Genomic DNA, 26187 nt, shown 5'->3' with positions numbered 1-26187 from the left:
ATCAAAGATGCTCAGTGCAGTTATTTACGTGGAGTCTGTAATTGCTACTGAGCCTTTTTCCTCTAACTAATAGAGATGAGCTAAATTATGTTGCACCCTCGCATTGAAGAAGTCACCCAACGCGTTATTGAACGCAGTAAACAAACCCGTCAAGATTATTTAGATCGTATTTCGCATGCAAAAAAACAAACAAGAGTTCGTGCTGGACTAGGTTGCGGAAACATCGCTCACGTAATGGCTGCGTGTAGCAGCGACGACAAAGCGCGCTTAAAGGCTGATGAGCAGCCAAATCTTGCTATTATCAACTCATATAACGATATGCTTTCGGCCCATGTGCCATACAAAGACTTTCCTGATTTAATTAAAGATATTGCCACTAAGTACGATGCCACTGCCCAAGTTGCAGGCGGCGTACCAGCAATGTGTGATGGTGTTACGCAAGGGCGTGACGGTATGGAATTGTCACTTTTTTCTCGTGATGTAATTGCTATGTCTACGGCGGTTTCATTATCGCATGACGTATTTGATGGCGTATTTTGTTTAGGCGTATGTGACAAAATTGTCCCTGGTTTATTAATTGGTGCCTTATCGTTTGGTCATTTACCAGTGTTCTTTTTACCTGCTGGCCCAATGCAATCTGGTATCCCAAATAAAGAAAAGGCTCGTATTCGCCAAAAATTTGCACAAGGCTTAGTTAGCCGTGATGTATTACTTGAGGCTGAAAGCGCGTCATACCATAGCGCTGGTACATGCACGTTTTACGGTACTGCTAACTCAAACCAAATGTTAATGGAAATAATGGGCTTACACCTTCCAGGTAGCTCGTTTATTAACCCTTACACTGAGCTTCGCGATGGTTTAACAGGTAATGCTGTAGAAACTATGCTTAAACAGCTTACAGGCGATAAAGAAAGCCCATGTTTAGCAGATGTGATCAGCGAAAAAACCATCATTAATGGTTTAGTTGGCTTGTTATCTACAGGTGGCTCTACTAACCACGCTATCCACATTGTTGCTATCGCAAAGGCAGCAGGTGTACAAATAACGTGGAAAGACATGTCTGATTTATCAGAAGTTGTACCACTACTTACGCGTATTTACCCTAATGGCTCGGCTGATGTTAATCATTTTCAAGCTGCCGGCGGTATGGGTTTCTTAATGCGTGAACTAGCCGGTGCTGGTTATTTGCATACTGACGTTAAAACTATGCTTGGTGAAGGCTTAGCCCCTTACATGATGGAGCCGCGTTTAGATAAAGACGACAGCTTAATTATGAGCGATTCAACAGGTCCTTCAAAAGTTAAATGGGTAGATTGCCCAGAAAACTCACTTGATGAAGAAGTACTTCGTCCTGTTAACAATCCGTTTAGTAAGCAAGGTGGCCTGCAACTTCTAACAGGTAACTTAGGCAAAGCCGTAATAAAAGTGTCTGCTGTCGCAACAGAGCATCAAGTAGTAACAGCCCCTGCTAAAGTGTTTAGCTCACAAGGCGAATTGCAAGAAGCTTACACCCGAGGCGAGTTAAACCAAGACTTTATAGCCGTGCTTAAAGAGCAGGGACCTAAAGCGAAAGGTATGCCAGAGCTTCATAAATTAACGCCAGTAATGGCAACCCTCCAAGACGAAGGCTTTAAAGTAGCTATAGTAACTGATGGCCGCATGTCGGGTGCATCAGGTAAAGTGCCTGCTGCTATTCACTTAGCGCCAGAAGCCGTTGAAGGGGGCATTATTGCAAAAATTCTAGAAGGCGATTTAGTAACCTTAGATGCGCCAAACGGAATCTTAAAAGTACACGTTAGCGACGAAGAGCTTGCTAAGCGTGAACTACAACTTAGTCAACCAAGTTTAACATTTGGTACCGGCCGAGAATTATTTACTGGATTTAGAAATATTGTAAGCAGCGCCGATTTAGGTGCGAGTGCTTTTGGACTTGAATAATAATTGCCACACACTGGGTAATGAGGAACAAGTAATGAGTATTGAAAAAATCTTAGCGTCGGCACCTGTGGTGCCAGTGGTTGTAATCGAAAAATTAGAAGATGCAGCACCACTCGCTAGAGCGTTATACAACGGTGGCCTAAAAGCACTTGAAATTACGCTACGTACGCCTGTTGCAGTTGAAGCTGTGAAACTAATGAAAGCAGAAGTTCCAGAAGCTTACGTTGGTACAGGTACAGTGGTTGATAAAGCAAGCTTTGATGCCTCAGTAGAAGCAGGCGCTGATTTTATGGTAAGCCCAGGTGTAAGTGATGAATTATTAGCGTTAGCTAAAAATTCAGATACGCCATTTTTACCTGGCGCAGCAACTGCAAGCGAAGTAATGCAGTTAGCAAGCCATGGCTTTAAGTATTTAAAGTTCTTCCCAGCTGAAGCTGCTGGCGGAACAGCCATGCTTAAGTCGATTGGTGGCCCATTACCACATATTACTTTTTGCCCAACCGGTGGCATTAGCCTAGCAACAGCCCCTAATTACTTAGCGCTTAACAACGTAATTTGTGTTGGTGGTACGTGGATGCTAGACAAGCAACTAATTGAAAACAAAGACTGGCAAGCCATTGAAGCGCTTGCTCGACAAGCAAGTGAAGTTAAATAGGAGTCTAAAAATGATTAATGTAGCAATTAATGGCTATGGCCGTATCGGTCGCAACGTATTACGTGCACTTTACGAGTCAGCACAAAACAGTGAGATTAAAATTGTAGCAATTAACGATTTAGCACCGGCTAACGTAAATGCGCATTTAACACAATTTGACTCAGTTCATGGTCAATTTTCTCAAAAAGTAACACTTGAAGATAACACCATGTTAATTGGTGACGACGTAATTACTTTGACGCAAGAGCGTGACCCTGCAAACTTACCGTGGAAAGAGCTTAACGTTGATATCGTTTTAGAATGTACTGGTTTTTTCACTAAGCGTGAAGATGCCGCTAAACACATTACAGCAGGTGCTAAAAAAGTAATTGTATCTGCACCTGGTAAAGACCTAGACGCAACTGTAGTGCACGGTGTTAACAGCGATGTAATTAACGCGGATAGCAACATTATTTCTAATGCATCTTGTACTACTAACTGTTTAGCGCCAATTGCTAAAGCAATTAACGACACAGTTGGTATTGAGCAAGGTAGCATGACTACAATTCATGCTTACACAAACGATCAAAACTTATCTGACGTTTATCACCCAGATCTTTACCGTGCACGTAGTGCAACTCAGTCTATGATCCCAACTAAAACAGGTGCTGCAGCAGCTGTTGGCTTAGTACTTCCTGAGCTTGCGGGTAAATTAGACGGTATGTCGGTACGTGTACCTACTATCAATGTTTCTTTAGTTGATTTTACGTTTATCACTAAGCGCGACACAACAGCTGAAGAAATCAACGAAGTAATGAAAGCCGCAGCGACAGGTTCAATGAAAGAAATTTTAGAGTACAACGAGCTTCCGCTTGTTTCTATTGATTTTAATCACAACCCTGCGTCATCAATTTTTGATGCAACGCAAACTAAAGCTGATGGCAAATTAGTTAAAGTAATGGCTTGGTACGACAACGAGTGGGGTTTCTCAAACCGCATGTTAGACCAAGTTAAAGCATTAGGTCAGTACTTATAATTGACCGTGTAAAAGTTTAGCTTTATCCAACCAAGCCTGCATTATGCAGGCTTTTTTAGTTTTATTGATTTATAGCCGTTCGTTTAATAAAGCGCTTAGTGCTTTAAAACTAGGGCGCCAGGCAATAGCAGTATTTATAGCACGCGCTACTATATCGGACATTTTAACAAACAGTTCGGTTTTCTTATCTGCTTCGCTAATCGTACTTAGTAAGTCGTCAATTAAGCAACCAAAAGCACGTACTTCTATAAGCTCTATGCATTTTTGTTCTTGATGGGTAAGCATGGCTAAATTAGTAGCCGCACCAAAATCGCCAAATAAAACATCATATTGCTCATTTATCATGGTGTTGTGTGCGTAAATATCGCCATGACTTACGTGATTATCATGCAGGTGAGCAAGCGTATTAGCCATCTGTTTTGCTATTTTATAAACAGCTTCAATAGGGTAATTACAATCATCATTGAATGTATCGCGGGTGCAGGTTTGTAAGCTCGGCGGTAAACCTAAATTTGTATAACTGGTACCTATTAGCTCCATCACTAAGCCAAGCTGCGTGCTTTGCTCTATGTAACTTAATACGTTAATTAAATTTTTATGATTCCCCGCCTGTAAGCAGCAGTTTACTTCATCAAGTGGGTAGCCATCACTCGTTATTGCCCCTTTAAATAGTTTTACCGCCACATTGTTATTTTCTGCTTTTGCTAGGTGTATAACGCCCGATGCACCTTGGCCTATTACTTTTTTAAGCTGAAAATTTTCAAGCGGGGTATTTTTTAAAGTACTTTTTGTTAAGCACTGCGCTTTATTAAATTCGTTACCTGCAAATGCAAGCCAAGCAAGTTTTGGTAATTCTAGTAGCCAATTATCAATTTTTGCTAAGTTATTAGCAGAGAGCCTTACAAGCTCTAAATTAGTACATTTAGCCATACTTGTTGGTAAATGTGTTAACTCATTGCCAGCTAGCGCAAGCTTTTTAAGCTGTGTGTAATTGCCAAAGTCACCTGGTAACGCGCTCAATTTGTTATCGGTAAGTATTAACCATTCAATATTTTTAGGTAAGCTGTTAAGAGCAAACTCTGTTATTTGATTGCCTTTAAATGCAACCATAATTAAAGCAGGGCACTTAGCGAGTACTTCAGGTATATGTTTAAATTGGTTAAACGATAAAAACACCCGCTTTAAACGGTGCAAGCAGGCAAATTCCGCAGGTAAATCTGATAACATGTTATTTGATAAATCGAGTACTTCGAGGGTGTCTGCAAGGGTAAAAATTTCTGAGGGGAGCTCTGTTAATTCTTCAACGAGTTGTACGCGTGTAACGCCATTTAACTTACCCGCTTTAAGCTCTGCAAGGGTATTCATAAAATTTAATAAGCCTTTTAAAATAAAAAAGCCAACATCGCTGTTGGCTTAAAATAAATGCGTTCAGTAAAATTTAAAATTGCGCGTTATGGTAAACGTTCTGTACATCGTCACAATCTTCAAGCATGGCTAAAAAGCGCTCCATTACTTCTACGTCTTCACCTTCAATAGGGGCCTCAACTTGAGGTACAAACGAAATTAAGTCTACGTCAAAATCTGTAATACCCATTTCTTCAAGTGCTGTACGTGTGTTGTTGTATTCGGTATGGGGGGCAAAAACCGTCACTTTACCGTTTTCTACTTCTACATCGGTTACATCAACATCGGCCATCATAAGGGCTTCTAGTACAGCTTCATCGTCGTCGCCGTCAAAAACAAAAATAGCGAGGTGATCAAATAAATGTGATACCGAATTTTGTGCGCCTATTTTAGCGTTTGCTTTGGTAAAACAAATGCGCACATCAGCAAATGTACGTTTATTGTTGTCAGTTAAACAGTCAACAATAATCATACAGTTACCAGGGCCGTAACCCTCATAACGTGTGGCTGCGTAATCTTCACCGCCGCCGCCTTTGGCTTTTTCTATTGCGCGTTCAATAACGTGTGCAGGTACTTGGTCTTTTTTAGCGCGTTCAATTAAACGACGCAGTGCAAGGTTGCCGTCTGTATCTACGCCACCGTTTTTAGCACAAATGTATATTTCTTTACCGTACTTAGAATAAACTTTAGTTTTAGCACCCGCAGTTTTAGCCATTGAATCTTTTTTGTTTTGGTAAGCTCTTCCCATCTGCGTTTCGCCTTAATATATGTAAATTATTGAATAAAATTTCAAGGCCGTATTCTAAAGGTAAAGCGGCAGTATCGCCAGTAAATGGCTGTAATTAACCAAAGTTCAAGTTAATTAACCTTCCTGCTGTTGTAATTGCCACATTTGAGCGTATTGACCTTTTTTTGCTAAAAGTGCTGCATGTGTGCCTTGCTCAACTAGTTCACCGTTGTTAAATACCAGTATGTTATCGGCATCAACGATAGTAGAAAGCCTATGAGCAATCACCACGCTAGTATGGTTTTGAGTAACAGCACGCATTGCGTTCAATATAGCTTGCTCAGCATGCGAGTCGAGCGCTGAGGTTGCTTCATCAAATATTAAAATAGGGGAGCGTTTTAAAATAGCGCGTGCAATGGCAATACGTTGCTTTTCGCCGCCAGATACTTTTAAACCGCGCTCGCCAACCAGTGTTTTATCGCCTTCGGCTAATGTTGAAATAAAGTCTTTTAAATGGGCCATTTCTATTGCTTTATCTATTTCAGCATCGCTTGCTGTGGGTCTGCCATAGGCTATGTTTTCTCGTATGCTGGTATTAAATAGCACAGTGTCTTGTGGCACTATAGCAATAGCACTGCGCAGGCTATCGAGGGTAACGGAGTCTATTGCTTGGTTATCTATAGTAATAGTGCCTAAGCTCACATCATAAAAGCGATAAAGTAATCGTGCCAATGAGCTTTTACCTGCACCACTTGCACCTACAACGGCGACTTTACTGCCTGCTTTTATTTTAAAGCTAATGTTTTTTAAAATTGGACGATTGGCATTGTAACTAAAGCTTACATTATTAAACGCTATGTCGCCGCGAGTAATTATGAGGTTTTGGGCACGGGGTCGCTCAATGACTTGTGGCTTTTTATTGAGTAAGCCCAGCATATTTTCTAAATCGGTAAGCGCGCGTCTTATTTCTCGATATACAAACCCTAAAAAATTAAGCGGTAAAAATAATTGGATCATGTAGGCATTTATCATTACAAGTTCACCAATTGTAAGAGTACCTGTTACTACATCTTTGGCGCCTAACCACATTAGCGCTGTAATAGCGCTGGCAATAATCAACGCTTGGCCAGAATTAAGCGCAAGCAATGACATTCTATTTTTTAAACGAGCGGTTTCCCACTTTGCTAAAAAGGAGTCGTATGTTTTTGCCTCAAATTCTTCGTTATTAAAATATTTTACGGTTTCAAAATTAAGAAGGCTGTCTATAGCGCGGGTATTGCTTAAATTATCGGCGGCGTTTGCCTCGCGTATAAATCGGTTTCGCCACTGCGTTACTGTTACGGTAAAAGTTATATAAATAGCAACCGCTAATATAGTAATTAACGCAAACCACACAGAAAATAGCGACCCAAAAATAATAGCGACGGTGAGTATTTCAAAAAGGGTGGGTACAATATTAAACATTAAAAAGCGCATTAAAAAGCTTAGCCCACTAGTACCGCGCTCTATATCACGGCTTATTCCGCCTGTTTGTCTGTCTAGGTGAAAGGCAAGCTCTAACGAATGTAAATGCTTAAATACCTTTAAGCCAATGTCACGCATAGCGTGCTCTGTTACACGAGAGAACACTGCATCGCGTACTTCACCTAAAAAAACGCTGGCAAACCTAAGCCCACCATACATTAGCAGTAGTAGTGCTGGGATAACTAAAACAGGATTAATTGATTTATCTACCGAATCGATAATCTCTTTTAATGCCCAAGGCATTAAAAGTGTCGCGCCTTTAGCACCTATAAGCGCTAAAAGTGCAATAAATACTCGCCCTTTAAATTTAGTAATGTAAGGCCACAGTGTTTTAATGCTTTGCTTTAAGGTCATGGCATCGGCGCGTTTTTCTGTACTGTGCTTGGAGCGCATTAAGGGTCTCAGTTATATTAAATACTTAATTAATAAGCATTGTATTTTAAATACTTGCCCATATATACTACGCATCCCTTATTTAGTTTGAAATAACCATGTTTAACGTCCGTGTGTTTATAACTGCTTTTTTGCTGTTTTGTGCGCTTTTTAGTGTGCAAAGTAGTGCGCAGTGCGCCACACATAAATTAAACACGGCAACCAGCTCATTGAGTATGCTTGCTGACAGTGTTGATTTAGCTAAAACGCTGCCTATATCAAAATCGGTAAAGGGAAATGAGCACAAAAGAACACACCAAACAGGGTTTGACGCGCATCAACCAAGGTTAACGGCTAGTAATTCTTCGCTATTTTTACATGCCGCTCAAAGTGAACCAGAATACGATGTTGTTTTTGAGTTTTTTGCGCAGCGCCTTGTTAGACAAATATTCATACGCCCTCAAGCTGTAAATGCTATTCAGCCTTGGTATACGCTTGTGTACCATAGTAAAAAGTCTCGGTTAAGTGGCTGGAAAGATGCCAACCTACTCTATAGAGCCGTCACTACTTACCACGCTTAATTTTTCTTATTTAATTTTTATTAGGTTTTAACGTTTTACGTTTAAGCCTTGAGATTAGTTGTGCTTTAAAAAGCACATTGCCAGTAATTTACTGGCAATAAGGAAAATTATGTTAAGTGTAAAAAAAGATCAAAAGCCATTTATGGCTAAATTTAAATTGAGCTATATAGCCATGCTTATTGTGCTGATTTTATTAGCTATTAGCGCATTACCCAACTTATACCCTAATAAATCGTGGTTGCATGTAAGCAATACACCACATAGTGAAACGCAAGCTGTGCCAAGTACTAACGCATTAGTTACTTTGTTAAATAACCAAGGCTTTAACGTTGAACAAGGACTTGATAAGCAATCAACTATCAATATTTTATTAAACGAGCCAACTAAAAGCGCCCAAGCGCAAGCGGCTATAAAGGCGCAGTTCCCAAATACGCAAGTTAAAATTGTAGAACATGCAACAAGCCCACTTTGGCTGCAAGAATTTGGTTTATCACCAATAAAGCTTGGCCTTGATTTAAATGGCGGTGTGCTATTTGTACTCGACGTAGATTTAGACAAAGCCGTTGATGAGCAATTAGTGAGTGCATATCAACAAGCTAAATCAATCATCATAAAGCAAAAAGCGCACGGCCTTAAAGCGTTGAAAACGGATCATGGCTTTGAAATTAGCGCGCTGCCAAATGCGGTGCAAAAACTTAACCCCGTTATTGAAGAGCTACAGAGTCGCTTTGCTAATTTAGCGGTTACAACCGCCAATAACGGCAATGTTAAAAACGCAATATTTAGCTATTCAGAGCAAGGGCGCAGCAGCTTTGATAAAGAAGTAATGAGCCAAACACTCACCACACTTCGCTCACGCATAGAAGAATTAGGCATTACCGAAGCCGTCACTCAGCGCCAAGGTAAACAACGTATACGAATAGAGCTGCCTGGAGTGCAAGACCCAACAGAGGCTAAGCGCATCATAGGTGCAACTGCATCACTTGGGTTTTACCAGTTAAAAGAAGTGGGTGGTAAAACATTTAACATGCAGTCGGGTGGGACCATAAACCTCGACCCTGTACCTATTTTTACCGGCGATCACATTAATAATGCCAACATAGGGCGCGACGATTGGGGTAAACCACTTGTACAACTTAGCCTAGATGGGCAAGGTGGCGATGCTATGTCGGCGTTTTCAAAAGCCAATATTGGTAAGCCTATGGCGACTGTTTACTCTGAGTACTCTCAAAACGCGAAGGGCGAAACCGTTAAAAAAAGTGAAGTAATAAATGTAGCCAATATTGCCCAACATTTAAGTTCACGTTTTAGCATTACTAATATGAAAAGCCAGCAAGCCGCGGCCGATTTAGCCCTATTATTGCGTGCAGGTTCACTTACCGCGCCTGTAACAATAGTGCATGAGCAAACAATTGGGCCAAGCCTTGGCAGCGAAAACATTAGTAATGGTTTAGCCGCATTAATGCTGGGCATGGGTATTACACTTGCCTTTATGGCAATGTGGTATCGCCGCTTAGGGCTTATTGCAAACGTAGCGCTGTTATTAAATTTAACGTCGCTTGTGGGGCTAATGTCGTTATTACCAGGGGTTGTGTTAACCCTGCCGGGTATTGCTGGGCTTGTGCTTACTATTGGCATGGCGGTAGATACCAACGTTATTATATTTGAGCGAATTAAAGAAGAGCGCAGAAAAGGCCGCTCTGCATATCAAGCTATGCAAGAAGGTTACAAGCAAGCCGCTAACACTATATTTGATGCCAATATAACCACTATGATCACCGCACTTATTTTATACGGAATAGGTTACGGCCCAGTTAAAGGCTTTGCCATAACATTGGCACTTGGTTTAATAACCTCTGTATTTACAGGCGTGTACGTATCAAAAGTACTCAGCCAAACGTTGTATTTAAAATTAGCTAAAAAAGCAGGAGTAAATGCACATGCTTAACACTTTTTTAAAGGGCGAGGCGGGCACTCGTCTGCGTTTTTCAGGCATGCTTTTGAGCGCCATACTGGTATTGCTATCGGTATTTACGCTTAGTCAAAAAGGGCTTAATTTTGGACTCGACTTTACCGGTGGCTACCTAACAGAGTTTACCACCAGTGAAAGTGTTGAGTTAAAGCAGCTTGAGCAATTTATTACTAAAAATCACAATGGCGAGTTTGAGCTAACTGCGCAAGGTAATAACCACTTTCAACTTCGTGAAGCGCCCAGCGATTCAACTCTAAATAGTCATGATTGGCAAAGCGCCATAACTCAAAACGCAGATATAAACGCAGAGGTTTTATCGTCAGCGTATATAGGCTCACAAGTGGGTGATGAACTGTTTGAGCAAGGCTGTTTAGCACTGTTTTCAGCTATGGTTGCAGTAATGCTTTATTTAGCGGTGCGCTTTGAATGGCGTTTAGCTGTAGGCTCAGTGGTTGCGCTAGTGCATGATTTACTACTCGTACTGGGGCTATTTTCGCTATTACAACTTGAGTTTAATTTAACCGTACTGGCTAGTTTACTCGCCATTATAGGTTATTCACTTAATGACTCAATAATAGTAGGTGATAGAGTACGTGAGCTTTTGCGTGTTAAATCTAATAACGCACTTAGTCCTGCAAGTATTATAAATAGCGCGATAAAAAGCACCTTAACGCGCACGCTTATTACATCGGGCACCACGCTTGCTACAGTTGCAAGTGTTTGGCTCCTCGCTGGTGCGCCATTACAAGGCTTTGCTATTGCGCTATTTACCGGCATTGTAGTCGGTACGTTCTCATCTATTTGTATTGCTGCCACGTTACCCGAGCTTTTAGGGTTAAGCGCTGAAAACTACGAAGAAAAACTCGATGTAAAAACCCAAGCATTAATGGATATGCCATAAATGCGAGTTTAAATGATTAAGTAAATTTTTTGGCGTTTAAAATAATGGTTTTAAGCGCCTTATACCGTTAAAATTAACCATATAGTTTACAGCATTGGTTATTAGCGCTCCCTCATGAACAAAACCCACGTAATTGAACACCTTAAATTTGCACTTGAAGCACAATTAAACAGCGCTAAACAAGCTGCCAAAGCCGCGCACGACGCCGCAACTCACGAAGAAAGCGTAGCAGAAACGCAATACGACACCCTAGGGCTCGAAGCCGCTTATTTAGCACAAGGCCAAGCTGAGCGCGTAAACGATTGCTACAAAAGCATTAAACAATTTGAAGCCATTTTTAAAGAGCCCACTCATAATAAAGTGATTATAAGCTCACTCGTTTGCCTAGAGGATGAAAACACGGTACAAAAATGGTTTTATTTAGGCCCCGCCGCAGGCGGTTTAACGGTTGAAGTTAAAGAGCAAACTATTCAAGTGGTTACACCCGAAGCACCACTGGGCAAACAACTTTTAGGCAAACAACTTGATGATGAAGTAAGCCTAACCATGGCAGGCAAAAACCATGAATATGATGTGGTAGAAATTTTATAAAACATTGGTTTTATATGTAGGTCGGATAAGCGAAGCACCATCCGATAAAGCTAATGTGTCTCATAACATTATTAAAAGTCGTTTTGGTGTATTACAAATCATCAAAATGGTGTTCAATAAGGTGTCAGTCTTCAAGGAATAAAGTTTTGAACACGCAGAAATCATTTTGTCAGATTTGTGGCTCATTTAGAGAGTTGACTCTTCACCTACATGAGCTTGGTAAATTTTGTGAGCTACTTAGCAATGAGCAAGCAGTATTTAAGTCAGTTAAAAAAGAAATCGTTGAGTGTGGTGTTGCCAAAACGCAAAATATTGCCAAATGGCTTCGTTTAGCTAGTCAACTTGAATCAGTTGACATGAATACCTTTAGATATGAGGAAGCTCATTTTTATTGCGAACCTGTAGTTGACGAACTTACTTCAAATGCAAACCATGATTCTTCCCTAGCAACCCAGATTACTAGATTTCTATTTATTTCGAATGCACTTGAAGAGGCTTATCGGTTATCAAGTCAAGTTTATGAACAACAGTTTTCTAAATTAAAAAAAATTAGTAAAAAGATAGAAAGAAAACGAAGTTATTCAGCGCAATCAGCATGGCTGTTAGACGAGGTTTTTGTTTCAAGAGCATTACCAGAGTATTATTCCCACAAAGTAGATGAATTAACTGAAGTATCGAAAATATACAAAGATATATTCAAAGTTAATTTTGATATAGACCTTGAAAAAAACAAACATAAATCAGTTGGTTTTTCTTTGGTAAGGAACATAAGAAATCACATAGCACATGCGGTTTTCCCCATAGTAGATAATCCCGAATTTACCTGGGAGTTTGATGATCCAAGAACCAAAAGAATGATTTTGACTTTATTATCAAGAGCTACTCGATTAGCAGCGATGAACATTCAAATTATCATTGGCTTTGTCTGTGATGAATTTAACTCCGAAGATTATATTTACCTCTCAGAAGACCTCGACGTCGGTGATATGTTTTCGGAAACCTGTACTTTAAGTTACGCGAATAACCTTCACATTGAACAAAGTTTTGGCCTAAATGAAAGTTCACAATGGGCATGGCGTTCAAGTGTTCTAGAAGACTAACAAGGCATTCAGGCGAAACTAAAACAGTTGGCTCAGTTCCGCTTCGCTCTATATTATAACCAACAATTTTAGTCCGCTTTATCGGGTGTTAAGTATACAAGTAAGTATTTTGATTCATAGATTTTTATCAATATCCGCAATGCTCTTTTTATTATCAGCTTGCTCAACAGGTGAACTTTATTACACGAAGGCTTCTGGCGAACGCGTTTTAGGGTGTGATGTGGAGTTTGTTGGTTTACCAAGCGTTGATAAGTTTGCGGTTGAATATGCACTTAGCCTTTGCGCGAAAAGCTCTGTGAAAAAAGGGTATTCCATAGATAAAGAAAAGGAATACCTACTTACCCTAGACCTTCAAATTCCAGAGCCAAGATGTGGTCAATCTTGGAACCATAAGTCGGCAAAAGAGCAGTATAAAACTGGCAAATTGTCAAAGAAGGAATATGGCTATATTGTCGCTCACATAGACTTGGGTTTAGCAGTTGTTAACGAATGTTCACCAATAACTCAATAAAATTAACCATTTAGATCGTTGTGGCGAGACATGCAGGATGGCCTCGCCATTTATCCGACCTACCCAACTAGTTAGATTTTTTCACAAACTTCGCTGTTACCATCATTTCGCCAATACCATCCACTTTGCAATCTAACTCGTGATCTTTTTTATCAAGCACACGTCTAACCACCGCTTTGGTACCAATTTTAATCACTTGTGAGCTGCCTTTTATTTTTAAATCTTTGGCTACGGTTACTTTATCGCCATCGTTAAGTAGGGTGCCGTTGGCATCTTTAACTAAAATTGCGTCTTCATCGCTTGTACTATTTGGGTTCCATTCATAGGCGCATTCAGGGCATATAAGCAGTTGTTGGTCTTCGTAAACATATTCAGATTGGCACTGTGGGCAGGCAGGGTGTGACATTTTTAACGCTCGTAAAATATTTATTTTTGTATATTTTAATCTGCATTAAGATGAAAATATAGTTAATCAATATTTTTTATCTTTACGCTAAAAATATCTCGTTTGTGTGGTTTTTAAAAAGGGCATATAAAGCAGATGTCGCTTAAGCAATTTAAGCGCTAACACTTACAGTAGGTATTTGTTAAAGCACCCATCGTATTAAGTGATACGCGCAATGCCCACTTAGTACGCTGGGTGTTTCTATTTACGGTGCTGAGTATTTTATTAGGCATGCTTTTTATATTTCTGACTTAACTAGGAAAAGTCGTGTTTTAAACCTTAATAGTGGTTGATAACAATGAGCAAACACTTGCTCAATCATTCGACAATGTGATTAGCTTTAATAGTTACTTACGTGATTACCCAAAACATAATGAACCTAAAACCCGCATTATTAATTTATGCGACTCAAGCCAATACTTGAGTAAGGGTTACTATTGCTCTTTGCTTGCAGAGGCGCGTAAACACCAAGTTTTACACAGCGTTAAAACAATAAACGCGCTTCGAAGCGGCCAAGCTCCTATGTTAAATATTGGGCAAATTGATGGCGAAATTTACTTTGGTAATGCATTAAACGAATTACAAAGTAAAGCGGCTAAATCGGTATTTAAACAATACCCAGCGCCTATTTTATTTGTAGATGAATAAGGCTTGTTACAGCAAGGTTTGCTAAGTTCTTTAAACGAGGAGCAATACAACAATTTTGTAGCAACATTAAATACGTTTACCTAAACCCAATGGCGTATTGGTACTGTGCAGCGCCGTTTTAGATGGGGTATGGCAATACTGGTTGATCATAACGAAAAAGTACCACCGAGTGATAAAGACGCCATAGCCCGCTTTATAAAAGCCGCGGCTAAGCATGGTATTAATGCGCAAGCACTCAGTTTTGATGAAATAGACAATATTGCCCAGTTTGATGCGTTATTTATTCGCCAAACTACAGCGATTGACCATCCAACGTATCGCCTTGCAAGCAAAGCACAAAGCCTAGGTTTAGTGGTTATTGACGATGCTGAATCTATTTTACGTTGTTGTAATAAAGTGTATTTACACGATGCGTTTAATTATCAAAAAGTGCCCAGTTTAAAAACGGTTGTAGTGGCTGATCAATCAGCGCAAACGCTTGAGCAATTAGAAGAGGCGTTTACCTATCCGCTGGTTTTAAAAATGCCTGAAGGGTCGTTCTCTAAAGGGGTATTTAAAGTTGCAAACCGCAGTGAGCTTGAAGCTAAGTTAACCGAGCTGTTTGAATATAGCGCATTGGTACTTGCACAAGAATACATGTACACAGAATACGATTGGCGAGTAGGTGTATTAAATGGCCGCGCTATATATGCGTGTCGCTACTTAATGGCGCGCAACCATTGGCAAATTTATAATCACGATGCTAAACGGTTTGTCTCGGATGGTTTTGAGACGCTACCTACCTTTGAATTACCAAAAGTCGTATTAGAGGCAGCTTTAAAAGCGTGCAAAACAGTGGGTAAAGGGATATGGCGTAGATGTTAAAGAACATCAGTAAAACTAACCAGACACCCACTCTAAATTTTGCACTTTTCGAAGTTAGAGGCTAGCTTCTATGCAGTGTGAAAAGTAAGCAAGGTGCCTTATGGCTATTGCAATAAAGCGTCAAATAAGTTTGCTTGATACAAAATACTACCACTGTATTTCTTGTTGCGTGCGCCGTGCTTTTTAGTGTGGTGAAGACCATTTTACAGGCAAGTCTTATGAGCATCGTAGAGGCTGGGTTGAAGACAAACTGCTTGAGTTAGCAATGATATTTTGTATTGATGTGTGTGCTTACGCTGTGATGAGTAATCATACACACTTAGTGTTGTATGTTGATGATAAGAAAGTGAATAGGCTAAATGATAAAGCGATTGTTATTCGTTGGCATAAACTTTGTGAAGGCAACGTGCTTACGCAAAAGTACACACAGGGTGAAAGCTAAGTAAAGCAGAACTTATCATTTTTAATCAAACAGTAAACCAATACCGTGAACGTCTAGCAAGCATTAGCTGGTTTATGCGATTACTAAATGAAGACATTTTGCCTGAAAAGCAAATAAAGAAGATAACTCACAGGTAGGTTTTATTCGCTGCCATCCATAGCGCTCACCCTTCGGGCCGCCTATGGCGTTCAAAGTTGTTCCATACAATTTTGTAGGAGGGGCGATTTAGCTCACAAGCATTGCTTGATGAAGCCGCACTTGTCGCCTGTATGGCTTATGTAGATTTAAACCCCATTAGAGTAAAAATGGCTAATACCCGAGAAGAGCCAGACCATACCAGTGTACAAAAGCGTTTAACATGCGCAAAAAAGGATAGCAAACAACCAAAACAACTCCTTCGCTTTGCAGGTATGCCACGTCAGGTAATGCCAAAAGGACTCCCGTTTGAGCTTAAATCGTACCTTGAACTTTTTGAATTAACAGGGCGTTGCTTACGAGAAGACAAGCGAGGGTATATTGAAAGTACACACTCCCCCTTCCTCGAAAGACTTAATATCTCCCCCAGAAAACTGGTTAAAACTCATCACACAATTTACGCGTTTATTCCATGGTGCAGTGGGCAGATCCACTCCCAAGCAGGTTACTGTGAAGGTTTAAAGCGGAAACGATGATCAAATATAAGTAACTGCGAAAAACTACTCGCATAAAGCTTAAACTACTCAGTAAAATTAAAGCTACAGTTATGTAGATATTTCCATGCGCTTAATTCAGGTTTAACAGTGATAATGGTTTATTTAATGTGTGACGCGCGAGTAAAGATATAAAAAGAGATGAACTCTTAGGCCAAAAAAGTAAATTTAGTGGCGCGCCAGATTAGTGTAAAATTGGAGTGGCTGTTTATTTTAATGTTATTCCCGAAAATATCATTCAGAGCAATAAGCACAAAATAGCATTACACTATGTGGTTTTTAGTTTTTCAGCTTCTAGATCGAATTTACTGCGTGCCGCGAGCACCGCAGCTTGATTATCTTGAGCCCATTTAGACATGCTATCTAAAGGCTCAAATAATGATTTCCCCAGCGCTGTTATTTTATAGTCAACCCGCGGTGGTATTGTTGGAGTGACTCTACGAAGCACTAATCCATCTCGTTCTAATTTGCGTAACGTTTGCGTTAACATTCGCTGAGATATATCCGGTATCTTCTTGGCAATATGCGAAAATCGAAGCTCTTCATCACCCAGAATTATAATGACTAATAATGTCCATTTATCACTAATTTGAGCGAGTATTGTTCGAATAGGACATAAGTCTAATCCCAATGCTTTTTCAATTTCGTTTTGTTTTTTCATCTTTATTCCAGTTACTAAAAAGTGCCTACTTCCTTTTAAGAAGCCATATATTCATAATAATTAAAACATAAATAAAGCCCCACAAAAAGGATAAAAAAGATGAAATCATTAATAAAAAAGACCGCAGCCGTTGGATTGGCATTAAGTGTCACAGCTTGCGCTAACCAGCAAAACACCAATAAAGAAATTGCGTTGGGTCTATTAGAACTAGGCATTGTGAAATTTGATCGTGATTACATATTACAGTACACCGCGCCTGAATATCGCCAACATAACCCCGTAGTCGCAGATGGCAGAGCTGGACTACTCGATTTCATCGATTTACTCGAACGCCAACAAACCGAAATAACCATCACACCAATACGTATTATTGCAGAAAACGACCTTGTTATGATTCACCAACAAGCTCAGGTTAATGGCGCTAAAGTCGCGATAGATCTCTTTAAAGTTAAAAACAACAAAGTGGTAGAACATTGGGATGTCATTCAGAATGAAATTATTGACACAGTCAGCGGGCGTAGTATGACTGGCGGGTCAACTGAAATTAAAGACCTAGACAAAACAGCCGAAAACAAACAACGTGTCAGCCAATTAATTGATGCGCTTTTTATCAACGGAAAACAAGACGCGATTGATAAATACATTGCTAAAAATTATATTCAACATAGTCCATTTGTGCCTGAAGGCAGAGAAGGGTTAAAGCAATTTATAAACGATTTAACTAATAATAATATCTCTTTTGGCTATACCAAAATGCATAATATAGTTGCGGAAGGCAACTTTGTATTTACTCAATCAGAGGGGGTTTTTGATGATCAGCCCACTGCATTTAGCGACTTATGGCGATTAGAAGATGGCATGATTGTCGAACACTGGGATGCGGTACAAACAATACCAACCGAGTTCGCACATGATAATGGTATGTTTTAAAAATAAATTGATGAATAACTAAACAGTAAAACGCAGCATGACTTAATAATCCTGCTGCGCATGACATTCTCTAAAACTAAAAATTAAGTAATTCGACCTCAAAAGAAATAATGGGGTCAGGTCTTTCTTTTTGCCATAAGCTTTGCATCTTCCCCATCGGTTAATATAGCTACATTGACTCTATCAGTTATGAATACATCTCTTAATCGTCCTGCGGTCTCTGGGAATAATCAATAAAAGTGACATTCATCGTAATTTTTGCAGTTTAGTGAATTAAGTCCTAGGCTTTTATCAGTGTGAAAAGTAAGCAGGATGTCTTATGGCAATTGCAAGGAAGTGTCAAATAAGTTTGGTTGATACAAAGTACTACCACTGTATATCACGTTGAGTACGCCGTGCATTTTTATGTGGCGAAGACCATTTTACAGGCAAGTCTTACGAGCATCGTAGAGGCTGGGTTGAAGCAAACTGCTTGAGTTAGCCAAGGTATTTTGTGTTGACGTCTGTGCTTATGCTGTTATGAGCAATCATACATACTTAGTGTTGTATATTGATGATAAAAAAGCGAATAGGCTAAATAATAAAGCGGAACTTATCACTTTTAATCAAACAGTAAACCAATACTGTGAACGTCTAGCAAGCATTAGCTGGTTTATGCGATTACTAAATGAAGACATTGCCCGCAAACCAAATAAAGAAGATAACTGCACAGGTAGGTTTTTGGAGGGGCGATTTAGCTCACAAGCACTGCTGATGAAGCCGCACTTGTCGCCTGTATGGCTTTGTAGATTTAAACCCCATTAGAGCAAAAATGGCTAATACCCCAGAAGAGTCAGACCGTACCAGTGTACAAAAGCGTTAACATGCGCAAAGTATTTCTGACTTAACTAGGAAAAGTAGTATTTAAAACCTTAATAGTGGTTGATAACAACGAGCAAGCACTTGCTCAATCGTTCGAAAATGTAATTACGTTTAATAGTTACTTACGTGATTACCCAAAACATAATGAACCTAAAACCCGCATTATTAATTTATGCGACTCAAGCCAATACTTGAGTAAGGGTTACTATTGATCATGACATGTATGTTCACTACCCATTTTACAAGCCAGGAAGCGATAAACAACTCGCAATAGATTGCCAGTACGTACCTATAGCGCTCAGTGATTTTTGTAAAATGTCAGCATTTGGTGACCAACGGCTAAGAACCGAAAACCTGTGGGTATTCGTACCTCAGCTTTAATAACGCTGGGCACGTATTTGTTTTTAGCAACTGCATTTAACTTAAAAGGCGATGTGATTGATCATTCTCGTGTAGTGGGGTAAATAATTACAGGCATTGGCTTTTTAGGCGCTGGCGTTATGCTTGCAAAAGACGGGGCCGTAGTTGGGGTAACCTCAGCTGCAACCATTTGGGTGCTTGCCTCAATTGGCGTAATGATAGCCACTGACAATCTAGCTGCTGCTATTAAACTTTCGGTGCTGGTGGTTGGTATTTTATACGGCGTAGATGTACTTGAGGTAAAATTTAAAAGCTTAAGTAAAGGCGTACACACTAAAGTAAAAAATTATCAAAAACGTTACTACCGAAAAGACTGTAACGACACAGAAAACCACTGATTTAACGCCACTAATTTAGTGGCGTTATTATTTGCATTAGCCAAATAGTTTTCTTCGTACTACTTTTCTGTACTCGCTTGGCGTTTGGCTTAGCACTTTTTTAAATATGCGTGTTAAATGCCCTTGGTCGTTATAGCCAACCTCAAGCGCCACTTCCTGAATCGTTAAATTAGACGATGCTAACAACTCTTTAGCGCCTTCTACCCGTAATTGCTGCCAATATTCTATCGCACTTTGATTAGTGGCAAGTTTAAAGCGCCGTGTAAAGGTACGATAGCTTAAACTAAATTGGGCGGCTACTTCTTGTAAGCTTAACTCGCTGGCTAAATTAGTTTTAAGCCAAAACTGAATTTGCGCTATAAGTTCATCTGGATGTCGGTCAACTGCGCCTTCAAGATAGCGTTGATCTTCGTAGGGTTTACGTACTTCATGCGAGAAGTTACGCTCTACGTGTTGCGCAGCCGCCTTGCCATAATATTGGCTAATAATATGTACGATCACATCTGCAAGCGCATTTAAACTTGCCACCGTATACATACGCTCAGATTGGGTGATAAAAAAGTCGGGCTTTAAATCTACCAATGGGTAGTCGTGGCTAAATTGTTTTGCATAATGCCAGTGGGTTGTAGCAGGGTGGCCATCAAGTAAGCCCGCTTCTGCAACTAGGCAATTACCCGTACCTACACCAATTATATGACTGCCGGTTTCAAAGCTTTCTTGTAGCCATTCAACCACTTCTTTATTAGTACGTACGACAGGGCGGGGGTTTCGCCATATGCCGGGTACTATAATTAAATCGTTGTACGGGGCGTTGTGTGTAGTGCCGTCGGGTACTATGGCAAGCCCACTACGGTTTTGTATTGGCTCAATATTTTTAGCAATTAAGTTTATACTAAGCGGTCTAAAATCCGTGTGACTTAAATGGCCTTTTGCATAAGCCTCACCTGCTCTAAGCATTTCTATAGGCAGTGTTAAACTAGTAATAAGCAAATGCGGATACACTGCTATGGCAATATTTAACGCTGGGTTGACAGTTTTGTTTTGCATGTGAATGCTCCGACCAGTACTTTTTGGCCTTAAATGCTTAATATTTGGCTATTAAAGCATAAAGCGCTATGGTTAATCCAATTAAACTGTTGGCTTCTCCTATAACACGTTTTAAAGGTTAATTATGACAGCATTACCCGTAATAGTAGGCATGGGTGGTATTAACGCCGCTGGCCGTACTTCTTTTCATCAAGGTTACCGCCGTATCGTGTTAGACGCATTAGACGCACAAGCTCGTAGTGAAACATTTTTAGGCCTCGCCACATTAATGAACTTAGTACGCGTTGTTGATGGTCAATTACAAGATACAAACGGTAATAATGTTGAGCAAAGCGACATAGAAGCACGCTTTGGTGAGCAAATTATAGCTGGCACACTTATTCGTAAAATTGAAAAAGAGCATTTTGACGCAGACGCCACCCCTTGGCAGCAAAAAATGACGTTAAAGTCGTCTGACGAAAACGCAATAGTATTTGAAACTCGCGCGCGCGACTTACCAACCCCAGTGCCTGCAAGCTGGGAAGTACAAGCGCTTGAGGGCAAAAAAGTAAAAGTAACAATAGCCGCAGATTTAGACGTAAAGCTTGATTCTACACGTGATAACCCAATTAAATCGGCGGGGCAGTTTCCTACTGGGTTTGATCCATCAATTATGTATAACAGCCGTTACCAGCCGCGTGGTTTGCAAGCGACTATATTTGCAGCAAATGATGCCATTAAGTCAACGGGCCTTGACTGGCAACGTATAATGAATAGCGTAGAGCCAGATAAAATTGGTACCTATTCAGCCTCTGTTATTGGCCAAATGGACGATAAAGGATTAGGTGGTTTAGTTAAAGCGCGCCAGCAGGGCGATCGTGTTAGTACTAAGCAATTAGCACTTGGCTTAAATACGATGTCGACCGATTTTATAAACGCGTACGTTACAGGTAATGTAGGGACTACGTTTTCTACCTCGGGCGCATGTGCAACATTTTTATATAACTTACGCGCTGCAGTAAACGATATTCAAGCAGGACGTACCCGTGTTGCGGTGGTAGCAAGTGTTGAATGCGCTATTACGCCAGAAGTGGTCGAAGGTTTTGGCAATATGAGCGCCCTTGCCAATGTTGAAGGCCTGCGCCGTTTAGATAATTTAAGCAGTGAACAAGAGCCCGATTACCGTAAAAGCAGCCGTCCATTTGGTGAAAACTGCGGCTTTACATTAGGTGAAGGTGCACAAGTGGCTATTTTAATGGACGATGCGTTAGCACTTGAACTAGGTGCAGACATTATGGGCTCTGTACCTGATGTATTTGTAAATGCTGATGGCATAAAAAAATCAATCACTTCTCCTGGCCCTGGTAATTACATTACCATGGCTAAATCTGTAGCGCTTGCAAAAAGCATATTAGGTAAAGAGGCGCTGCAAAAGCGCAGCTTTATTTTAGCGCATGGATCAAGCACACCGCAAAATAGAGTCACAGAGTCACTTATTTACCATAAAGTAGCGCAAACGTTTGCCATTGATAGCTGGAAAGTAACGGCGCCTAAAGCCTATGTAGGGCATACAATTGCCCCTGCTAGTGGCGATCAGCTAGCGATTGCGCTGGGTGTATTTAGCCATAATATTATGCCGGGCATTACTACCATAGATAAAGTTGCTGACGATGTTTATGCAGATCATTTAGATATACGTAACAGCCACTACGACTGTGGCGATATGGACATAGCCTTTATAAACTCAAAAGGTTTTGGCGGAAATAACGCCACAGCCACTGTACTGAGCGCTAAAGTAACACTGCAAATGCTTGCTAAGCGCCACGGTGATGAGGTTATGAGTAGTTATGCAGATAAAAATACATCTGTTATTGCCGCGCAACATACTTATAAAACGCAAGCTGACCTTGGTAAGTACGAATTAGTCTATCGTTTTGGTGATGGCGCCATTGACGATAACGACATTGTAATCGGCGAAGCAGGGATAGAACTTCCTGGCTTTGATAAAGCTATTTCGTTTAATACAACCCACTCCTATCAAGATATGTCTTAAGCACACATACTTGAATCCAAAGGCGCTATGAAAGGCGCCTTTTTTTATGCTTGAGTTTTATAATACCTACTCGCCATACTCAATCATTTCGTGTGCCTAAACGACCCATTATCGGCGTTAAAATATTATTTAGAACAACTAAATAAGATTATTTTGCTGGTTAGCAACACGTTTTTCCAACCTCACAATAGAGAAATTAATTAAACGGATTGGTATAAAATTGATGAAAAAATGACATGCTTTTATGGATTTATTTGGATTTATGGAGTACCTTTGTTTTTATATTAGAAACATAATCTAGGATGGATAACTCGATGAAAAAACGTTTACTCACACTTTCTTTAGCTTCAACCTTCACTCTACCACCAGTATCAGCGGATGACTTTGTACCTGCACAGGTAATAAATAAAAATTACGATCAACTGACTAATACCTCACCACGCGCATCAAGGTTAGAAGGCATTAACTTAAGCAGCTACGTGGTTGATGAAAACGGGCAGGTAAGTGATATCGAAATTGTGGCCACGGCAGGACAAAAAAAATATCAAAGAGAAGCCATCGATTACGTTTCCAAACTCAATTATAAAAGCGCGCGCATAAATGGTAATGCTGTACCCACAGCTAAAACAATTAAGGTAAGCTCACAAAATGTGCACGCTAGTTTTTCTAACGATCAAGCATCTCCTGGCTTTTTCGACGATTATAAAAAAGCCAGCCAGCTTATTGATGATAAAAAATACGATGAGGCTAAAACATATATTACAGAACTTGAAAACGAGCATACTAAAAACACCGTTGAAATAGTTTTATTGGCGTGGCTAAAAAGCCAATATAGCTACTTTGTAAAAGACTGGGAAAAATTTGATAAGCATATTTATGAAGCTTTTTTGTTTAGAGATAACTTACCAGATCAAATAAAAAAGCGTGTAATTAAAAATGCACTGCAATGGTTTATATCAAAACAAGATTTTGTGCGCGCTTACGATGCGATTGATGCACTAGACAATATTGATTCAATAATCTTTTCAGAGCAAAATAAAGCACAGCTATTAGCGCAAGTGAACGATATATATAAAAATTCGGGTGAAATAAGTCAGCAAATTTCACTTGAATCTGAGCAGGCTGTTTTACCGCTCTTGTCTAAAAGTGAAGTGGAACTTAAATCAGACAAGCCGTTATCTAAAGTGCAGCTTAGATGTGAAAACAAAGTAGTTAATTATGATTTAAGCACTATTGATAAGATTGAAATTTCTAAAAATGATGTGCGATGCGGTTTATTAATTAAAAGCACTTTTGCTCAAACTGTGACTCTTAAACAAAGCGGTAAAAGCTTTTTATAGATTATTACTGAGTATGCTTACCAACTAAAACCCCGCAGTATTATGCGGGGTTTTTTGTTTTTTTAAATGTATTTAGCAATTAAGCTGTGTTTGTTATTGTGTTTCCAAGTAATGTAGCGCTTAGCAAGTAAAGTGGTAAGCCCAATAACAACAGCTATAAAAGTAAGTGTAGCTACGTAGCTCATTCCATATCCTGGCGGTAAACCAACAAGGGTTTCACCGTAGGTCATATCACTATATTTAAGCCCCAAAACAGGGATAAGCAACCACGCTAGTGCATGCAACAAATACAGATGTACAAGGTACGAAAACATACTGGTTTTGCCAAGTACCTGTAAAAACCCACGTGAAAAATCGGTTTTTAGACGGCTTAAAAATTTAAGTGCGATAAGCCCAAGGCCTACTGTTAGCAACATAAACTGTAACGACAGCGGATATTTGGTTGGGTTTAAAAACGACATAATGGTATCAAGAGTATTACTGTGAATAGTAAATGTTGATGTATCACCATATAAATTAAAACCGCGTAGTATTGTATATAAAGCTAAGTAACTAACGCCCAGTAAAGCTGCATGGTTTATTGCTTTTGCACTGTATTTTTTTGCTTTGTAATAAACGCCAGCGCAATAAGCCATTGCCATTAAGCCTATAATGGGAGCTACAGGGTAGGTTGTTCTGATTTTAAAACCGAAAGGCAGTTCGAGTACATTTTTTTGATGTGCTATAGACCACAGTGTATTTGCCAGCGTATTTGGCTCAAAACTTACCCCATCAGATAAATTGTGGCCGAACACTAATAGCAAACCTGCTATAAATGCAGCATATAAGCCAATTAAACGAAATAGCCCAAGCATAACAAAGCCCCAGCCAATTGCCCAAATAACCTGCGCGTATAGCATCGGGAAAGCGGGATTGAAACTCCACGACCATGAGACGATAGTAAATTCAAACAAAATAAGTACTAAACCACGAATAATTAAGCTTTGTGAAAATGCTTTAGTGGAAGTGTATTTATGCTCAGTTATGGCTGCCGAAAGGCCCGCTAAAAAAACAAATAAAGGAGCGCAAAAGTGCGAAACAAAACGGGTAAAAAAGGTGAGAGGATCAGTACCAGGAACCGTCATCGGATCGGTGACTGAATAATTTAGGCAGTAATACATGCCGTGGTCTATGACCATAAAAATAATGATAATACCTCGAAGTAAATCAATATGATGTAATCGAGGGGGTGAAGCTGGGGTCGACATAACTAAGTTCGAAAGGGAGATAAAATATGCCGATATTATATGTTATAAAATAACGTCACGCGAGAGTGAGCGCCTCAAATTTAGGAAATGACAATCTGTGGTTTAATTAGCACCGCTTAAGCGTAACTCCCCAAATATGTATTACTTGAACTTTTTAACGTATCTGAGTGTTATAAAATTAATGACAGCTAGTACTATGGCGATTTCATAACGGTTATATGCCACAGCTATACCAATTAAACCCATATTCCAAATACTTGCTGCTGTTGCAGTGCCCGACGTAGATTTATTATTTTTTAAAATTGCGCCGCCACCAATAAAACCTATGCCTGTTATTATTCCTTGTAACATTTTAGATTGCGCCTCAGCACCTTCTAGCACCGACATTGCAATAACAGCATAGCCACACGAGGCTACAGCAACTAGAGGAAATGTTCTTAAGCCTGCTCCGTCATTACTTCGCTCTCTGTCATAAGCCATAGGTAGGGCAAGCAAATAGGCTATACCAAGGTGAATTAAATTATCGATGATCTCATTCCACTGTAAATCAATTTCCATAATGGTCTCTAATGGTAAAAGGTGTATATTGATAGCAAACGACAGGCCAATGATTTTATTGTTGATATTCAGTGAATTAAATATTTTATAGGTGGGCGCTTATTATTTAATTGGTAATATTTACATGATTAATTAACGCTTTTACAAGTAAATCCTACCTATGCGTTTAATTAATTTTGCAAAGTGCGTATTATTTTATTATTAATGACTAGGGCCTGTTTATCTTTCGAGGTTAAATTTACAGCAGCTTGTTTGGTATTTAGCCAAGGCAGAGCCTGTGTAGTATGGTTATTCCCCATAAATAGGCGATAACGTCGTATAAATGCCAAACAGGTTCTGCCTAGGGGCCATTTACTCTTTGTTGCCTACATGGA

At 39.8% G+C, this 26187-nt stretch carries 20 protein-coding genes and 6 pseudogenes; 18 read left to right on the top strand and 8 right to left on the bottom strand.

What is annotated here, in order from left to right:
* Positions 1–87 precede the first annotated feature (87 nt).
* The 3 genes from edd to gap are packed head-to-tail and all read left to right on the top strand — an operon-like array spanning position 88 to position 3608.
* A complete protein-coding gene (gene edd / locus CWC16_RS04770; RefSeq protein ID WP_138540711.1) occupies positions 88–1938 on the top strand; it encodes a phosphogluconate dehydratase in 1851 nt (616 codons plus the stop codon).
* 34 nt (positions 1939–1972) lie between these two features.
* Positions 1973–2593, top strand: coding sequence for a bifunctional 4-hydroxy-2-oxoglutarate aldolase/2-dehydro-3-deoxy-phosphogluconate aldolase (eda, locus tag CWC16_RS04765; RefSeq protein ID WP_055014984.1), 621 nt, complete (start codon positions 1973–1975; stop codon positions 2591–2593).
* A 10-nt stretch (positions 2594–2603) separates the two neighbouring features.
* Positions 2604–3608: a type I glyceraldehyde-3-phosphate dehydrogenase gene (gene gap / locus CWC16_RS04760; RefSeq protein WP_055014983.1), complete on the top strand. Its 1005-nt coding sequence runs from the start codon at positions 2604–2606 to the stop codon at positions 3606–3608.
* Positions 3609–3677: 69 nt separating this feature from the next.
* Here the strand turns inward: gap and CWC16_RS04755 are convergent, their stop codons facing one another.
* The 3 genes from CWC16_RS04755 to CWC16_RS04745 all read right to left on the bottom strand — a co-directional run bounded on the left by CWC16_RS04755 (position 3678) and on the right by CWC16_RS04745 (position 7656).
* On the bottom strand, positions 3678–4973 hold the full coding sequence (locus CWC16_RS04755; protein WP_138540710.1) for a leucine-rich repeat domain-containing protein: 1296 nt from the start codon (positions 4971–4973) through the stop codon (positions 3678–3680).
* A gap of 73 nt (positions 4974–5046) precedes the next feature.
* On the bottom strand, positions 5047–5760 hold the full coding sequence (locus tag CWC16_RS04750; protein ID WP_055017806.1) for a YebC/PmpR family DNA-binding transcriptional regulator: 714 nt from the start codon (positions 5758–5760) through the stop codon (positions 5047–5049).
* A gap of 114 nt (positions 5761–5874) precedes the next feature.
* The gene (locus CWC16_RS04745; RefSeq protein WP_138540709.1) at positions 5875–7656 is read right to left on the bottom strand and encodes an ABCB family ABC transporter ATP-binding protein/permease; all 1782 of its coding nucleotides are present in this window, start codon (positions 7654–7656) and stop codon (positions 5875–5877) included.
* A gap of 98 nt (positions 7657–7754) precedes the next feature.
* Between CWC16_RS04745 and CWC16_RS04740 the strand changes: the two genes are divergently transcribed.
* The 6 genes from CWC16_RS04740 (at position 7755) to CWC16_RS04715 (ending at position 13291) form a co-directional block, all read left to right on the top strand.
* Positions 7755–8216, top strand: a complete 462-nt coding sequence (locus CWC16_RS04740; protein WP_138540708.1) for a hypothetical protein — start codon at positions 7755–7757, stop codon at positions 8214–8216.
* 109 nt (positions 8217–8325) lie between these two features.
* Entirely contained in the window at positions 8326–10164 is a 1839-nt protein-coding gene (secD, locus tag CWC16_RS04735; RefSeq protein WP_138540707.1) for a protein translocase subunit SecD, read from the top strand.
* Complete coding sequence (gene secF, locus CWC16_RS04730; RefSeq protein ID WP_138540706.1) at positions 10157–11089, top strand: protein translocase subunit SecF; 933 nt, start codon at positions 10157–10159, stop codon at positions 11087–11089. Before secD ends, secF begins: the two co-directional genes overlap by 8 nt.
* Before the next feature lie 114 nt (positions 11090–11203).
* Entirely contained in the window at positions 11204–11680 is a 477-nt protein-coding gene (locus tag CWC16_RS04725; protein ID WP_138540705.1) for a GreA/GreB family elongation factor, read from the top strand.
* Between the two features lie 146 nt (positions 11681–11826).
* Entirely contained in the window at positions 11827–12780 is a 954-nt protein-coding gene (locus CWC16_RS04720) for a hypothetical protein (protein WP_138540704.1), read from the top strand.
* Positions 12781–12889: 109 nt separating this feature from the next.
* Positions 12890–13291 (top strand): hypothetical protein, encoded by a 402-nt coding sequence (locus tag CWC16_RS04715; protein ID WP_502705070.1) that lies wholly within the window; start codon positions 12890–12892, stop codon positions 13289–13291.
* Positions 13292–13358: 67 nt separating this feature from the next.
* Here the strand turns inward: CWC16_RS04715 and CWC16_RS04710 are convergent, their stop codons facing one another.
* Positions 13359–13697, bottom strand: a complete 339-nt coding sequence (locus tag CWC16_RS04710; RefSeq protein ID WP_138540703.1) for a zinc ribbon domain-containing protein YjdM — start codon at positions 13695–13697, stop codon at positions 13359–13361.
* A 321-nt stretch (positions 13698–14018) separates the two neighbouring features.
* On the opposite strand from CWC16_RS04710, the pseudogene CWC16_RS04705 reads away from it, so the two are divergent.
* Positions 14019–15258: pseudogene (locus tag CWC16_RS04705) on the top strand (RimK family ATP-grasp domain-containing protein); the annotation flags it as partial.
* 90 nt (positions 15259–15348) lie between these two features.
* A pseudogene (locus CWC16_RS04700) lies at positions 15349–16361 on the top strand (transposase).
* Between the two features lie 286 nt (positions 16362–16647).
* Here the strand turns inward: CWC16_RS04700 and CWC16_RS04695 are convergent.
* On the bottom strand, positions 16648–17040 hold the full coding sequence (locus tag CWC16_RS04695; RefSeq protein ID WP_138540702.1) for a winged helix-turn-helix transcriptional regulator: 393 nt from the start codon (positions 17038–17040) through the stop codon (positions 16648–16650).
* A gap of 99 nt (positions 17041–17139) precedes the next feature.
* Between CWC16_RS04695 and CWC16_RS04690 the strand changes: the two genes are divergently transcribed.
* The 5 genes and pseudogenes from CWC16_RS04690 to CWC16_RS04670 all read left to right on the top strand — a co-directional run.
* A complete protein-coding gene (locus tag CWC16_RS04690; protein WP_138540701.1) occupies positions 17140–17970 on the top strand; it encodes a nuclear transport factor 2 family protein in 831 nt (276 codons plus the stop codon).
* A gap of 319 nt (positions 17971–18289) precedes the next feature.
* A pseudogene (locus CWC16_RS04685) lies at positions 18290–18829 on the top strand (transposase); the annotation flags it as partial.
* 55 nt (positions 18830–18884) lie between these two features.
* Positions 18885–19040: pseudogene (locus CWC16_RS04680) on the top strand (RimK-like ATPgrasp N-terminal domain-containing protein); the annotation flags it as partial.
* 1 nt (position 19041) lies between these two features.
* Positions 19042–19212 (top strand): annotated as a pseudogene (locus CWC16_RS20395) (peptidase C39 family protein); the annotation flags it as partial.
* Positions 19182–19589: pseudogene (locus CWC16_RS04670) on the top strand (MgtC/SapB family protein); the annotation flags it as partial. The pseudogenes CWC16_RS20395 and CWC16_RS04670, both read left to right, overlap by 31 nt.
* Positions 19590–19625: 36 nt before the next feature.
* Here the strand turns inward: CWC16_RS04670 and CWC16_RS04665 are convergent.
* Positions 19626–20636 carry a GlxA family transcriptional regulator gene (locus tag CWC16_RS04665; RefSeq protein WP_138540699.1) on the bottom strand — a complete coding sequence of 337 codons (1011 nt, stop codon included), beginning with the start codon at positions 20634–20636 and terminating at the stop codon, positions 19626–19628.
* 124 nt (positions 20637–20760) lie between these two features.
* Here CWC16_RS04665 and CWC16_RS04660 point away from each other — a divergent pair, with 124 nt between their 5' ends.
* Positions 20761–22668 carry a beta-ketoacyl synthase gene (locus CWC16_RS04660; protein WP_138540698.1) on the top strand — a complete coding sequence of 636 codons (1908 nt, stop codon included), beginning with the start codon at positions 20761–20763 and terminating at the stop codon, positions 22666–22668.
* A 314-nt stretch (positions 22669–22982) separates the two neighbouring features.
* A complete protein-coding gene (locus CWC16_RS04655; RefSeq protein ID WP_138540697.1) occupies positions 22983–24008 on the top strand; it encodes an energy transducer TonB in 1026 nt (341 codons plus the stop codon).
* Between the two features lie 62 nt (positions 24009–24070).
* Here the strand turns inward: CWC16_RS04655 and CWC16_RS04650 are convergent, their stop codons facing one another.
* Together CWC16_RS04650 and CWC16_RS04645 are read right to left on the bottom strand one after the other, a co-directional pair.
* On the bottom strand, positions 24071–25255 hold the full coding sequence (locus tag CWC16_RS04650; RefSeq protein ID WP_138540696.1) for an acetyltransferase domain-containing protein: 1185 nt from the start codon (positions 25253–25255) through the stop codon (positions 24071–24073).
* 141 nt (positions 25256–25396) lie between these two features.
* Positions 25397–25813, bottom strand: a complete 417-nt coding sequence (locus tag CWC16_RS04645; protein WP_055016441.1) for an MgtC/SapB family protein — start codon at positions 25811–25813, stop codon at positions 25397–25399.
* Between the last annotated feature and the right edge of the window lie 374 nt (positions 25814–26187).

It is taken from the genome of Pseudoalteromonas sp. S3776 (assembly GCF_005886915.1).
Classification (GTDB): Bacteria; Pseudomonadota; Gammaproteobacteria; order Enterobacterales; family Alteromonadaceae; genus Pseudoalteromonas.
The sequence above is the reverse complement of the archived record's forward strand: the minus strand, read 5'-3'. Positions and strand labels throughout refer to the sequence as shown.

What these genes read in the sequence shown, in the direction of transcription:
- edd (WP_138540711.1), top strand. Translation starts at nt 88, where the DNA reads ATGTTGCACCCTCGCATTGAAGAAGTCACCCAACGCGTTATTGAACGC.
- eda (WP_055014984.1), top strand. Translation starts at nt 1,973, where the DNA reads ATGAGTATTGAAAAAATCTTAGCGTCGGCACCTGTGGTGCCAGTGGTT.
- gap (WP_055014983.1), top strand. Translation starts at nt 2,604, where the DNA reads ATGATTAATGTAGCAATTAATGGCTATGGCCGTATCGGTCGCAACGTA.
- CWC16_RS04755 (WP_138540710.1), bottom strand. Translation starts at nt 4,973, where the DNA reads ATGAATACCCTTGCAGAGCTTAAAGCGGGTAAGTTAAATGGCGTTACA.
- CWC16_RS04750 (WP_055017806.1), bottom strand. Translation starts at nt 5,760, where the DNA reads ATGGGAAGAGCTTACCAAAACAAAAAAGATTCAATGGCTAAAACTGCG.
- CWC16_RS04745 (WP_138540709.1), bottom strand. Translation starts at nt 7,656, where the DNA reads ATGCGCTCCAAGCACAGTACAGAAAAACGCGCCGATGCCATGACCTTA.
- CWC16_RS04740 (WP_138540708.1), top strand. Translation starts at nt 7,755, where the DNA reads ATGTTTAACGTCCGTGTGTTTATAACTGCTTTTTTGCTGTTTTGTGCG.
- secD (WP_138540707.1), top strand. Translation starts at nt 8,326, where the DNA reads ATGTTAAGTGTAAAAAAAGATCAAAAGCCATTTATGGCTAAATTTAAA.
- secF (WP_138540706.1), top strand. Translation starts at nt 10,157, where the DNA reads ATGCTTAACACTTTTTTAAAGGGCGAGGCGGGCACTCGTCTGCGTTTT.
- CWC16_RS04725 (WP_138540705.1), top strand. Translation starts at nt 11,204, where the DNA reads ATGAACAAAACCCACGTAATTGAACACCTTAAATTTGCACTTGAAGCA.
- CWC16_RS04710 (WP_138540703.1), bottom strand. Translation starts at nt 13,697, where the DNA reads ATGTCACACCCTGCCTGCCCACAGTGCCAATCTGAATATGTTTACGAA.
- CWC16_RS04695 (WP_138540702.1), bottom strand. Translation starts at nt 17,040, where the DNA reads ATGAAAAAACAAAACGAAATTGAAAAAGCATTGGGATTAGACTTATGT.
- CWC16_RS04690 (WP_138540701.1), top strand. Translation starts at nt 17,140, where the DNA reads ATGAAATCATTAATAAAAAAGACCGCAGCCGTTGGATTGGCATTAAGT.
- CWC16_RS04665 (WP_138540699.1), bottom strand. Translation starts at nt 20,636, where the DNA reads ATGCAAAACAAAACTGTCAACCCAGCGTTAAATATTGCCATAGCAGTG.
- CWC16_RS04660 (WP_138540698.1), top strand. Translation starts at nt 20,761, where the DNA reads ATGACAGCATTACCCGTAATAGTAGGCATGGGTGGTATTAACGCCGCT.
- CWC16_RS04655 (WP_138540697.1), top strand. Translation starts at nt 22,983, where the DNA reads ATGAAAAAACGTTTACTCACACTTTCTTTAGCTTCAACCTTCACTCTA.
- CWC16_RS04650 (WP_138540696.1), bottom strand. Translation starts at nt 25,255, where the DNA reads ATGTCGACCCCAGCTTCACCCCCTCGATTACATCATATTGATTTACTT.
- CWC16_RS04645 (WP_055016441.1), bottom strand. Translation starts at nt 25,813, where the DNA reads ATGGAAATTGATTTACAGTGGAATGAGATCATCGATAATTTAATTCAC.